This window comes from Enterobacter sp. EC_50, from assembly GCF_019584525.1.
In the GTDB taxonomy this organism is placed as follows: Bacteria; Pseudomonadota; Gammaproteobacteria; order Enterobacterales; family Enterobacteriaceae; genus Enterobacter; species Enterobacter roggenkampii.
This window is the reverse complement of sequence record NZ_VDAF01000001.1, coordinates 77,644-90,656: the sequence shown is the minus strand read 5'-3', so window position 1 is coordinate 90,656 and position 13,013 is coordinate 77,644. Positions and strand designations below refer to the sequence as shown.

10 protein-coding genes are annotated in these 13,013 nt (G+C 60.0%); 7 read left to right on the top strand and 3 right to left on the bottom strand.

Translation table 11 applies throughout. The annotated features are described in order from the left end of the window. Positions 1-67: 67 nt before the first annotated feature. Positions 68-595 carry a GNAT family N-acetyltransferase gene (locus FHC48_RS00435; RefSeq protein WP_059363649.1) on the bottom strand — a complete coding sequence of 176 codons (528 nt, stop codon included), beginning with the start codon at positions 593-595 and terminating at the stop codon, positions 68-70. A 132-nt stretch (positions 596-727) separates the two neighbouring features. On the opposite strand from FHC48_RS00435, the gene treZ reads away from it, so the two are divergent. From treZ to glgX, 3 genes are read left to right on the top strand one after another with little or no spacing between them, the layout of a single operon-like run. Then, a complete protein-coding gene (gene treZ, locus FHC48_RS00430) occupies positions 728-2,515 on the top strand; it encodes a malto-oligosyltrehalose trehalohydrolase (protein WP_220418726.1) in 1,788 nt (595 codons plus the stop codon). Then, complete coding sequence (gene treY / locus FHC48_RS00425) at positions 2,512-4,980, top strand: malto-oligosyltrehalose synthase (protein WP_059363651.1); 2,469 nt, start codon at positions 2,512-2,514, stop codon at positions 4,978-4,980. Before treZ ends, treY begins: the two co-directional genes overlap by 4 nt. Positions 4,981-4,995: 15 nt before the next feature. Continuing rightward, complete coding sequence (glgX, locus tag FHC48_RS00420; RefSeq protein ID WP_119312114.1) at positions 4,996-7,071, top strand: glycogen debranching protein GlgX; 2,076 nt, start codon at positions 4,996-4,998, stop codon at positions 7,069-7,071. Here the strand turns inward: glgX and FHC48_RS00415 are convergent, their stop codons facing one another. Continuing rightward, positions 7,072-7,617: a winged helix DNA-binding protein gene (locus FHC48_RS00415; protein ID WP_021240146.1), complete on the bottom strand. Its 546-nt coding sequence runs from the start codon at positions 7,615-7,617 to the stop codon at positions 7,072-7,074. It abuts the gene before it with no gap. A gap of 200 nt (positions 7,618-7,817) precedes the next feature. Between FHC48_RS00415 and FHC48_RS00410 the strand changes: the two genes are divergently transcribed. The 3 genes from FHC48_RS00410 to FHC48_RS00400 are packed head-to-tail and all read left to right on the top strand — an operon-like array spanning position 7,818 to position 10,528. Next, positions 7,818-8,540 (top strand): DUF969 domain-containing protein, encoded by a 723-nt coding sequence (locus FHC48_RS00410; protein ID WP_021240145.1) that lies wholly within the window; start codon positions 7,818-7,820, stop codon positions 8,538-8,540. Then, on the top strand, positions 8,537-9,523 hold the full coding sequence (locus FHC48_RS00405) for a DUF979 domain-containing protein (protein WP_021240144.1): 987 nt from the start codon (positions 8,537-8,539) through the stop codon (positions 9,521-9,523). Before FHC48_RS00410 ends, FHC48_RS00405 begins: the two co-directional genes overlap by 4 nt. 9 nt (positions 9,524-9,532) lie before the next feature. Further along, entirely contained in the window at positions 9,533-10,528 is a 996-nt protein-coding gene (locus tag FHC48_RS00400; protein WP_032674812.1) for a DUF2891 domain-containing protein, read from the top strand. A 46-nt stretch (positions 10,529-10,574) separates the two neighbouring features. Here the strand turns inward: FHC48_RS00400 and FHC48_RS00395 are convergent, their stop codons facing one another. Further along, a complete protein-coding gene (locus FHC48_RS00395; protein ID WP_059363653.1) occupies positions 10,575-11,990 on the bottom strand; it encodes an MFS transporter in 1,416 nt (471 codons plus the stop codon). A 117-nt stretch (positions 11,991-12,107) separates the two neighbouring features. Here FHC48_RS00395 and FHC48_RS00390 point away from each other — a divergent pair, with 117 nt between their 5' ends. Beyond that, a complete protein-coding gene (locus FHC48_RS00390) occupies positions 12,108-13,013 on the top strand; it encodes a LysR family transcriptional regulator (protein WP_044596447.1) in 906 nt (301 codons plus the stop codon).

Sequence of the window (13,013 nt, the reverse complement as noted above, 5' to 3'; positions counted from 1 at the left end):
TAAAATCCCGAAAGCGTAATGAAATTCAGTGACAGAAATATGACCGTGATGTGGCAATGTGTTTCCGCTAGACCAGCATGTAATACCAGAACAGAGCGACCTCGTCTTTTTCCGGTAGGGCGTTGTAGAGATAACGATCGTATCCGCCCAGGGTAAATCCGTAGTGACGGTAAAACAGGCAGGCAGAGACGTTCACATTTTGTGTTTCAAGCCGTAATCCCGGCGCGTTTACGCTGCGGGCCCACACGTGCGCGGCGGCCATTAATTTATGCGCAGCGCCGGTTCTGCGTTTGGAGCGCTCAACGGCAATATAATCCACTGAAATAAATTTATTCCAGCCGACTGACGCGGTAATAAATCCGGCTATTTCACCGTCGTCCGTTTCCGCGACAAGAAATATGGCGTCCGGATTAACGCAGTGATTTTCAAGCGTTTGAATGTCGAGTTCGTAGGTTTTTATCCAAGGCTCTGCCACGGCTTCAATATGCAAATCACAGTGGATAAACGGCTCCCGGGCAATGTGACTAATGGTGAAAGAAAAGTCACAGCATTCAAGGCGTGCATAGTCGGTATTGAGTCCTTTTCGAATCTGCATAGTGTTCCCGTTAGTGAGTTATTTCATAAAGAATAGACGAAGCGGTTAAATTCGCTGAGCTCACGCACTTTTAATCCTGAACTAAGCTTGTACTTCGTTCCGCGTAAAATGTGGGTCATTCGAGGACAATGAATGGAATTCAGGACATTTCAAAAGCAGTGGGGTGCTGAGTTTATTTCCGATGACGTTGTACGTTTTCGCGTCTGGGCAGAAGGACAGAAAGAACTTACGCTACGTCTTGCCGCCACCGACGTGCCGATGACGGCAACCGGCGACGGATGGTTTCAGGCGGACGTCCCCGGCGTCAGGCACGGTGCAGAATATCAGTTTGTTCTTCAGGACGGCACGGCGGTGCCCGATCCCGCCTCGCGGGCGCAAAAGGGCGACGTTAACGGCCCCTCAGTCGTGATCGATCCCCGACGTTACCAGCCGGTCAACCGCGACTGGGCAGGGCGGCCGTGGGAAGAGACGATCATTTACGAACTGCACATCGGCACGTTTACCCCGGAGGGCACCTTCCGGGCGGCGATCGACAAGCTGCCGTATCTGGCGGAGCTGGGGATTACCCAGCTTGAAGTCATGCCCGTCTCCCAGTTTGGCGGTTCCCGCGGCTGGGGGTACGACGGCGTGCTGCTGTATGCCCCGCACTCTGAGTACGGCACGCCGGAGGATTTCCACGCGTTTATCGACGCCGCGCACGGGCTGGGGCTTTCCGTGGTGCTGGATATCGTGCTCAACCACTTCGGCCCGGAGGGGAACTATCTGCCTCTGCTGTCGCCCGCGTTTTTTGATGAGCATCGAATGACGCCGTGGGGCAACGGCATCGCCTACGAGCGCGAGCCGGTGAGTCAGTACATCTCCGACGCACCGCTCTACTGGCTGACGGAGTACCGTCTGGACGGCCTGCGCTTTGATGCCATCGACCAGATTAAAGACAGCTCCGGGACGCACATTCTCGAGGAGATTGCCGCGAAGATCCGCGAGGCGATCCCGCACCGGCACGTTCACCTGACCACGGAAGACAGCCGCAACGTGATTTTTCTGCATCCGCGCGATGAACAGGGCCACACGCCGCTGTTTACCGGCGAATGGAACGATGATTTTCACAACGCTGCCCACGTGTTTGCCACCGGTGAGACGCACGCCTACTACCAGGACTTTGCCTTTGAGCCGGAGAAAAAGTTCGCCCGGGCGCTGGCGGAAGGCTTTGTCTACCAGGGCGAGATTTCGCTGCAAACCGGCGAATCCCGCGGCGTGGAGTGCCGCACGCAGCCGCCGCAGTTCTTCGTCGATTTCATCCAAAACCACGATCAGACCGGCAATCGCGCCCAGGGCGAGCGGCTTATCTCCCTGGCGGGTGCCGACAAGACGCGGGTGCTGCTCGCCGCGCTGCTGCTTTCCCCCCATATCCCGCTGCTGTTTATGGGCGAGGAGTTTGGTGAAACGCATCCGTTCCTGTTCTTCACCGATTTTCACGGCGAACTGGCAAAGGCGGTGCGGGAAGGGCGCGCGAAAGAGTTTAGCGGCCATGCCGGGCACGATGAAACCGTCCCGGACCCGAACGACGTGAAGACGTTTATCCGCTCAAAGCTCGACTGGAACAAAATCGCCACCGACGAGGGCAAAACGTGGCTGCGCTATACGCGCCATCTGTTGACGCTGCGCCATCGCTATATCGTTCCGCTTCTGCATCCGGGCGGTGCCGTTGAGGGCCATGTGCTCAAGACCGCGCCCGGCATGGTGGCGGTGAGCTGGCGCTTCCCGTCAGGCACGCTTTCTCTGGCGCTAAATATTGGAACGAAGCCCGTCGACCTGCCCGCGCTCGCGGGGGAGACGCGCTTCGCCTGGCCGGAGCTCAACGACGTTTTACCCCCGAACGGTATTGTCGTTCGCTTTGCTGATGGAGAAGCATCGTTATGATCCCTTCCGCCACGTACCGTATTCAGTTCCGTAACGGCATGACCTTCGACCGCGTTGTGGCGCTGGTGCCGTATATGAAGGACCTCGGCATCAGCCACCTTTACGCGTCGCCCGTGTTCACTGCCACGACGGGGTCTACCCACGGCTATGACGTGACCAACCCGAATGAAATCGACCCCGCCATCGGCGGACGAGAAGGCTTTGACCGCATGGCCGCGGCGCTTAAGCAGGCCGGCATGGGGCTGATTCTGGACATTGTCCCGAACCATATGTCCACCTCGCTGGAAAACCTCTGGTGGCGTGACGTGATTGAATACGGCCAGCAAAGCCGCTATTTCCGCTATTTTGATATCGACGGGTCGAGGCCGCTGACGCTGCCGTTTCTTGGCGATACCTTTGATGCGGAGCTGGAGAAGGGAGCCATCACGCTAAAACGTGACCCTGTCACGAAAAAGGCCGCCCTGGTCTACTATGACGCCGAGTATCCGCTCAACCCGGGCACGTACAGCGAAGAAAAAAGCATTGCCGAGCTGCACGAGGCGCAAAGCTGGCGGCTGATGTCCTGGCGGGAGGCGCCGAAGCAGCTCTCATGGCGGCGCTTCTTTGAGATCACCGGGCTGGTCGGCGTTCGGGTTGAAGATGATGCGGTCTTCGACGACACGCACCGGCTGATCCTTGAGCTGGTCCACGCGGGCGTGGTGGATGGTCTGCGCATTGACCACGTCGACGGCCTGGCGGATCCGCTGGGCTATCTGCAGCGCCTGCGGCAGGCCGCCGGGCCCGACTGCTACATCACGGTCGAAAAGATTCTCGCCAAAGGGGAACAGCTCCCCGCTGACTGGCCGGTATCCGGTACCACCGGCTACGAGTTTATCGCCTCGCTGGCGGAAGTGCTGGTCGATGATGATAGCCTGTCGCGTCTGGAGAAAATTCACGACGAAACGCTCGGCGTGACGGTCGATCGCCACGCGGAGCTGCGCGATGCCAAAGGCCTGATGACCGATCGCAATTTCGAGGGTGAATTCACCACGCTGCTAAACCTTGCTGAGGATCTGGCCCGCCGCAATGAGGTTGCGCTGCCGCGCGAGAAAATACGCCACGCGCTGCGCGAGCTGCTTATTGCGTTTCCGGTCTACCGCACCTACGGCACTCGCGAGGGGTTAACCCCGCCGGACGTGGCGCTGCTCAACCGCGTGGTTGCCAGCGTGGAGACGTCTGAAGCCGCGCTCAGCCTGATCGTGCGCATTCTTACCGGCGACCTGCCGGAAGATTGCCGCGAGAGCGCCGCGCTGTTCAGGACCCGCTTCCAGCAGCTGACCGGGCCGTTGATGGCGAAGTCCGTTGAAGACACGCTGTTCTTTCGCCACAACCTTGAGCTTGCGCTCAATGAAGTGGGGGCCGACCCGACCCCGCGCGCGTTTTCCTTATCCCGCTTCCACCAGGAGATGCGCATTCGTCTGGCCCGTCAGCCCGACGCGCTGCTGGGCACCTCCACGCACGATACCAAGCGCGGGGAAGATGCCCGGGCGCGCCTTTACACCCTGACGGAAGCCCCGGAACGCTGGGGGGAAAATCTGGCCCGCTGGCGGCAGATGAACCAGACCCAGGTGCGTTTTCTCAATGACGGTACCGCGCCAAACGCCGCCGATACGTGGATGATCTACCAGGCGCTCGCGGGCGTCTGGCCCGCCACGCTGTCAGCGGATGACGCTGAAGGGCTTAAAGCACTCGAAACGCGGTTCCTCGGCTTCCTCGAAAAAGCGCTGCGCGAGGCGAAACAGCGCACCGACTGGATTGACAGCAACGAGAGCTATGAGAGCGTGGTGTTGAGCTACGCGCGGCACCTGCTTTCGCCGGACAACAGCCTGTTCCTGCACGATTTCAGCGAGGCGATGCAGCCCTTTATTCGCGCCGGGCTGATGAACAGCCTCAGCCAGACGGCGATCAAGCTGACGGCGCCCGGCGTGCCGGATATTTATCAGGGCAGCGAGGCGCTTAACTTCAGCCTTGTCGACCCGGATAACCGACGCGAGCCGGACTTTCCGGCCCTGGTGCAACACCTCAGCGCGGCGGATGCCGGGGTGTTTGACAACCCGGCCTGCTGGCGGGACGGACGGGTCAAACAGTTTGTTACCGCCACGCTGCTGCGGCTTCGACCGCACTACGACGCGCTTTTCCGCTACGGCGACTGGCTGCCGCTTAAGGTCACCGGCGAGCGGGAGGAGAACCTGATTGTTTATGCGCGCGTTAAGGACGAGGAGGTGCTGATTGTCGCCGTGCCGCGTCTGGTTTTTGGCATCACGGATAATCATCAGCTGTGGGTCAATACCACGGTGGCGATACCCGACGAACTGGCCGGGAAGCGCTATCGGGATCTGTTCAGCGGTGAGAGCCGCATTCTGCAAAAGACGCTGGATTTAACGTCAGAAAAGGGATGTGTACTGGTTCTGCTTACCTGCGAATAATCGTGGAGAACGAAAATGGCAAAGGATACAACGTTTGAAATTCGGGCCGGTCATGGCCAGCAGTTGGGGGCGAATTATGACGGGAAGGGCGTTAACTTCGCGCTGTTCTCCGCGCACGCTGAACGAGTGGAGCTCTGTCTGTTTGACCCGTCCGGGAAAACGGAAATCGCCCGGCTGGAGCTGCCGGAGTATACCCATGAGATCTGGCACGGCTATGTGCCTGACCTGAAGCCGGGCGCGCTGTATGGCTATCGCGTCTACGGCCCCTACGACCCGGAAAATGGTCATCGCTTTAACCCGCATAAGCTGCTCATCGACCCTTACGCTCGCGAACTGGTGGGTGACATCGACTGGAACGACGCCCATTTCGGCTATGAGCTGGGGCATGACGAGCTGGATTTGAGCTTTGATACCCGCGACAGCGCGCCGTTTACGCCGAAATGCAGGGTTATCGACCCGAACGCCTTTGACTGGCAGGACAACAACCGGCCGAACGTCCCCTGGTCGCATACCGTTGTCTATGAGAGCCACGTGAAGGGGTTTACCCAGATGAACCCGGCCATCCCGCCCGAGCTGCGCGGGACGTTTGAGGGGATGGGGCACAAAGCCTCGGTCGACTACATCAAAAGCCTGGGCATTACCTCGGTGGAGCTGCTGCCGGTTCACTGGTTCCCGGACGACCAGCACCTGCTCGACCGCGGCCTGAAGAACTTCTGGGGCTATAACACGCTGGGCTTTTTTGCTCCGGCGTCGCGCTACTACGGCCCGGCAGGGATCCAGGGCTTTCGCGATATGGTGCGCGCCTATCATGACGCGGGCATCGAGGTCATTCTGGACGTGGTATACAACCACACGGCGGAAGGGAACGAGCTTGGCCCGACGCTCTCGTTTAAGGGGATTGATAACTACAGCTATTACCGCACGCTGCCCGACCAGCACCGGTACTACATCAACGACACCGGGACGGGAAACACGGTCAACACCTCGCACCCGCGCGTGTTGCAGATGGTGATGGATTCCCTGCGCTACTGGGCGGAATCAATGCACATAGACGGTTTTCGTTTCGACCTCGGCACAATCCTGGGCCGCGAGCCCGAAGGATTTGACCCGCGCGGCGGTTTCTTCGACGCCATGACCCAGGATCCGGTCTTATCCCGACTGAAGCTGATTGGTGAACCCTGGGATATTGGCCCCGGCGGCTATCAGGTGGGCGGATTCCCGCCGGGCTGGGGGGAGTGGAACGACAAATACCGCGACACCGTTCGCGAGTACTGGAAGGGGGACAACGTCTCCACGGACTTTGCCGCGCGGCTGCTGGGCTCCGGCGATCTGTACGATCTGCGCGGACGTCGCCCGTGGGCCAGCGTCAACTTTATCACCGCCCACGACGGCTTTACGCTAAATGACCTGGTGTCGTACAACGAGAAGCACAACGCCGACAACGGCGAGGACAATAACGACGGGCATAACGATAACCGCTCGTACAACTACGGCGAGGAAGGGCCAACCGAGAACCCGGATATTATTGCTACCCGCGAACGGCAGAAACGTAATTTCCTCACCACGCTGCTGTTCTCCCACGGCACGCCGATGCTGCTGGCGGGGGACGAGTTTGGCCGCACGCAGAAGGGGAACAACAACGGCTACTGCCAGGACAGTGAGATCTCGTGGATAGACTGGAAGGGGCTCTCCGAAAACGACGCCGCGCTGCGCGAGTTTACCCGTCGTCTCATTGCCCTTCGCGCGCAACAGCCGCTGCTGCGCCGTGAAAGCTGGCGTGACGGGCTGGAGATCCGCTGGTTCAATGCCGGAGGCGGTCCGCAGCAGGCCGAGCAGTGGGATGAAGGCTCAACGCTCGGGGTCTCCATCAGCAGGCCGGATCTTCAGCAGGAGGACGGCATATGGCACGACGTGCTGATGCTGTTCAATCCGTTTGAAGGCACCGTGCCGTTCCAGATCCCGCAGTTTGGCGAAGGGGGATGGGTGCTGGAGCTGTCTACGGCGGATGATGCCGCCACCGGGACAGCGATCACCGAAACCGTTGAGTACGCGCTGGCCGGACGGAGCATTACGCTGTTCCGCCGTCCTTAGTTACAGTGACGCCGCCGCCCGGGCGGCGGTGTCATACAGGGAGGAGATCGTGCGTAACAGCTGCGCGGTCTCGCCAATCGACTTCCCGGCAATGCCGCTCTCCGCGTGGATCGCAATCAGACACGCCTCCCGCACGTCCCGGTATTTCATGCACAGCGCTTTCCCTTCCTCGGTGGTAGAGAAAAAGAGCTCTTTGCCCGCTTTCTCGCTCGTCACGTAGCCCGCTTTGACCAGCTTTTTCAGCGCATAGGTCACCACGTGGGTGTCTTCCACGTTGAGGACGAAGCAGATATCGGCCAGCTTTTTCTTGCGGTCGCGGTGGTTCACGTGATGCAGCAGCGAAACGTCAAAGGCGCCCATATCGGGCTCGCCGGCTGCCGTCATGCAGCGCACCATCCATTTGTTAAAGGCGTTGCCGGTCATGATCAGCGCATATTCCAGCTCTGATAACTCTGCGCAGCGCTCGGATACCAGATGGCGGGAAGAGACGATCCGGCCCTCGTTGATATCGTCGCGATCGGGTGAAGCACTCTTTTCTGAGGTCATAACGTTCCTTAGCCAGAAATGTAAACTCATCGATAAAATAAGAACATTTTATTGATAATTTGTTTACATGTTTTTGAGGTTCAGATATAGCTTTTTAGCGCAGGTTTTGCGAAGCCTGCCAACAAAACACAACATCGCTCGCCGCAAATTAAAAAAATAGCCGTCGGCGCGCAACGCTCACTTTCGATAGGGTAAACGTTATGGACGGTACTACGCTGCTGCCGCTGATCGGGATACCGATCGTGGTTATTGGTTTTGCACTGCGCTTCAACCCACTGCTGGTGGTCGTGGTGGCGGGGCTGGCGACGGGTCTGCTGGTCGGCATGGATTTCGGGATGCTGCTGGAGACCTTTGGCGAGAAGTTCGTCAATAGCCGATCGCTGGCCACCTTCATCCTGATCCTGCCGGTGATTGGTCTGCTGGAATATTACGGGCTAAAAGAGCGCGCCCAGGCCTGGGTGGCGAAGATCGCCAGCGCCACCTCGGCGCGTATTCTGATGCTCTATTTTGTCGCGCGTGAAGGCACCGCCGCGCTGGGCCTGATGTCGCTGGGCGGCCATGCCCAGACGGTGCGCCCGCTGCTGGCACCGATGGCCGAAGGGGCGGCGCTGAACGAATACGGCGAACTGCCGCAGCACATCCGCGACAAAATCAAAGCCCACGCCGCCGCGTGCGATAACATCGCGGTCTTCTTTGGGGAAGATATCTTTATTGCCTTCGGGGCGGTGCTGCTGATCGACGCGTTCCTGAAAGAGAACGGTATTCCGGGCATTGAACCGCTGCATATAGGCCTGTGGGCCATTCCCACCGCCATTGCGGCATTGATTATTCATATGACGCGCCTGCTGCGCCTCGATGCGAGCATCCGTCGCGACGTGATGGCCTGGCGGGCAGAGCAGGGTACGCAGGAGGCCGCGCAATGATGACGCTTATCACCATTAACCGCGTGTACTACCTGATTGGCTTTGTCGTAATGCTGCTGGTTGTCATGACCCTGCGCGATCGCGCCAACCCGAAGCGCTTTACCACCGCGCTGTTCTGGTTCTTGTTTGGCGGGATCTTCCTGTTTGGCGATCTGATGGTGCAGGAACTCGGCAAATCGCTGGCGTACCGAATTATCGGCGGCGGCGTTATCGTTATCGCGCTGCTGGCGGGGTTTGGCCTCGTCGGGAAAGGGCACTATAAAATGTCCACCGAGGAGGAGCGCGTCGCGTCGTCAAATCGGCTTAAAAACTGGCTGTTCCTGCCGGCGCTGATGATCCCGGTGGTGACGGTGCTGGGCACGTTATTCCTGAAGGGCGTTTCGGTCGGCGGCGTGTTTCTGCTCGATCAGAAGCAGCTCACCCTGGCGGCGCTGTGCGTGGCCTGCGTCGCGGCGATCCTCACCGGCTGGTGGCTGACCAAAGGCACGCCGCTCCATGCCGTTCGTCAGTCCCGTCGTCTTGTCGATACCATCGGCTGGGCGGTGATCCTGCCGCAGATGCTGGCCATGCTTGGCGGCGTGTTCGTGGTGGCCAACACGGGTGACTCGGTGCAGAAGGTGGTGAGCCTGTTTGTGAACCCGGATAACCGCTTCATGCTGGTGGTGATTTACTGCGTGGGGATGGCGCTGTTTACCATGATCATGGGTAACGCCTTTGCGGCCTTCCCGGTGCTGAGCGCGGGGATCGCCTTGCCGTTTCTGATCAACGTGCATCACGGCAACCCGGCGCCGCTGCTGGCGATTGGCATGTACGCAGGCTACTGCGGCACGCTGATGACGCCGATGGCCGCGAACTTCAATATCGTTCCCGCCGCGCTGCTGGAGCTGAAAGACAAATATCAGGTGATCAAGATCCAGATCCCGACCGCGTTAACCCTGCTGGTGGTGAACGTGTTCTTAATGTATTTCCTCGTGTTTCGCTAAGGAGCTGTCATGGAATTAACGCAACATCAAGCCGACGCGTTTGCCCGCATGCCTTTGACCTATTTGCGTCAGGAATACCCGAACCACATCATGCACCTGCTGAATGATGATGGTGACGTGCTGCCGCCGCGCGAGCTGCATCCCATTTTCTACGGCTGTTTTGACTGGCACTCGGCGGTGCACGGTTACTGGCTGCTGCTGCGCTGCGTGCGCCTCTATCCAGAATTACCGTGCCGGGACGCGATCGTCGCGCTTTTTGACGAACACCTGACCGAAGAGAACGTGGCGAAGGAGCTGGCCTATTTTACCGCGCCGTTCCGCGCCTCGTTTGAGCGGCCGTATGGCTACGGCTGGCTGCTGGCGCTGGCCCAGGAGCTGAAACAGTCGTCGCTGCCGCAGGCCGCAGGCTGGTACCAGACGCTGGAGCCGCTCACCCAGGACATTCGCAACCGGCTGGTGGATTACCTCGGCAAGCTCACCTATCCGATCCGCGTCGGGACGCACTACAACACCGCGTTTGCCCTCGCGCTGGCGCTGGATTATGGTCGCGCAGTGGGCGACAAGGCGCTTGAGCAGGCAATTCTGGCGGCGGCTGAGCGGTTTTATCTCGCCGACACGCGCTATCCGGCTCATTATGAGCCCGGCGGAGACGAGTATATTTCCGGCGCGCTGACGGAGGCACTGCTGATGAGCAAGGTGTCGGAGGGCTTCCCGGCCTGGTTTGACGCGTTTCTGCCGGAGGTGGGCGCCGTTACGACACTCATGAACCCGGCGGAAGTGAGCGATCGTACCGACCCGAAAATTGCCCATCTGGACGGGTTAAACCTTAGCCGCGCGTGGTGTATGAAGCACATAGCGAAAGCGCTTCCTGCCAGCCACCCGGCGCAACCGGCATTGCGCGAGGCGGTGACGAAACATCTGGCCGCCAGCGTCGGGCATGTGGTTGGCAGCCACTACAGCGGCGGGCACTGGCTGGCGAGCTTTGCGCTGCTGGCGCTGGAGTAAACAAACGCGCCGTCTTTCTTGCCGGGTGGCGCTGCGCTTACCCGGCCTACATTGTGCAACGCTTGCCTGTAGACCGCGCAGTGCGCAGCCTGCTCAGGCTAAATACCACCGAACCCGTCGAGGCGATGACGGCTAACCACAGTGCAACCTGGATAGCATGTTGATGGTCCCATCCTGCCGCCGCTCCCAGCAGAACGCCCACCACGGCGGCGCCGAGACACTGGCCGAATGTTCTGACGATCGACAACACGCCGGAGGCATAGCTGGCATGTTCCCGCGCGACGTTAGCGAGCATTTCCCGATTATTGGGACTCTGGAAGCAGCCAAAACCCATCCCGCATACCAGACTGCGCAGACAGATATTCCAGGCGGAAGGATTCTCCGGCAACGTGGCCAGCAGGACCAGCCCGCCGACAAAAACCATCAGCCCGAGGGTCGAGATGAGCGGCGCGGAGATCGTATCCGCCCAGCGACCCGCGTGCGGCGCGATCAGCACGATGCCAATCGGCCATGGGGTGAACAGCAGCGCGGACGCTACAGGGCTGTAGCCATATACGCTCTGAAACAGGAACGGCAGCGCGACAAACGTGATCCCCTGGCTCACAAACGAGGCCAGCGAGGTCAGCGCGGCGAGGGTGAAGCGCCCGTTTCTGAACATCACCGGCGGCAGTAACGGATGTTGCGCGCGCCGAATCCGCCAGGTAAAGGCGAGGGCGCTAACCAGCGCGAGAACGCTCCAGCAGACGGCCTGCAGACTAATGTGTTGCGCCACGTGCTGAAGGCTGTCGGCCAGCATGATCGCGGAACCTAACAGGACGGCTGAGAACACGGCGCCCGGCGCATCAAAGGGCGGTCTGTCAGCAACCGATTCCCGCGGCAAGGCTCGCCACGCCAGCAGCAGGGCGATGCTGCCCGGAATGAGGTTAATGGCGAACAGCCATTGCCAGCTCAGGGCGTCCAGTATTGTTCCACCGAGTACCGGGGCAATCGCCGTGCTGGAGGCGATAAGCAGGGCGTGCAGCCCCAGAATACGGCCCAGCAGTCGTCCAGGAAAAACGGAACGCAGGATCGCCGGCGCGATACTCAGGGTCGCCGCCCCGCCGATGCCCTGCAGAATTCGCATCCCGGTTAACATTTCCGGCGTTGTTGCCAGCGCGCAGCCGAGCGAGGTGAGCGTAAAGGTGGCAAGCCCGCTCAGAAAGACCGGGCGATAGCCCACGCGTGCCGCCAGCGCGGCGAAAATAGCCAGCGTCATCGCCGCTGACAGCAGATAACCGTTAGCGAACCAGACCGCAATGTTCGCGGGGACCTGCATCGCTCTAGCCATGGAGGGGAGCGCGATGTTGATCATGGTGCCGTCAAAGACGCCCATCAGCGTGGTGGTCATGACGGCGGCCAGGACCCGGGCGCGTTCATGCCCGGGTAAACCTTCATCGCCGGGCTGGTTGGTAAATAGCGTCATCGTCGTTACTCCGGATAAGAATAGTGATGACGAAACTATAATCATGCGCTATACAGGGCGGAAGACGCAGCATTTGCACTTAATCGTTGCATATAACGCTTTATCTGAGGAGCCATCGTGTCCGATCCTGACTTTAACCTTCTGGTTGCGCTCGACGTTTTGCTGGCCGAAGCCAGCGTGGCGGGCGCGGCGCGACGTTTAAACCTGAGCACCTCCGCCATGAGCCGCACCCTGAGCCGGCTGCGGGAGGTGACCGGCGATCCTATTCTGGTGCGGGCCGGGCGTCATATGGTGCTGACGCCCTGGGCCGAAGCCACCCGGGATCGCGCCAGAAGCGCCGTGCATGAGGCGAGGGCGGTGCTGCAGCCCTCCTCCGACACGCTGAAGGTGGAAAGCCTTGAACGGCTGTTCACTATTCGGGCCAATGACGGTTTTGTCGTGGCGTTTGGACCTATGCTCATAGCCGCGGTGGCGAGCGTTGCGCCCGGGGTCTGCATCCGCTTCGCTCCCAAACCTGAAAAAACGTCGCGCTATTTACGGGAGGGGCTTGTCGACCTGGAGATCGGCGTGCAGAGCAACATGGGGCCTGAAATACGGCTGCAAAGGCTCTTTCAGGATCGGTTTGTTGGCGCGGTGCGCAAGGGACATCCGCTCTCTTCACAGCCTGAGGTCAGCCTTGACGATTATGTTGCCTGGGGCCATGTAGTGGCGTCGCCTGATGGGGCGTTACACGGCTCTGTGGACGACGCGCTGGCGGAGCGGGGGATGAAACGAAAGATCGCCAGCGTGGTGCCTGGATTCCCGACGGCGTTATCCGTAGCGCTGGCCTCCGACCTGATTGCTATGGTACCGGCGTTGTACCTCCTTAATCAGGCGATGACCGAGCGCGTGCACGTCTTTGAACTGCCCTTTAAGACCCGCACTATTACGGTATCCCAGATGTGGCATCCGCGCATGGAGCGGGATCCGGCGCATCGCTGGCTCAGGGAAAAGGTCCTTGAAGTGTGCCGCGCGGTTTGCTGA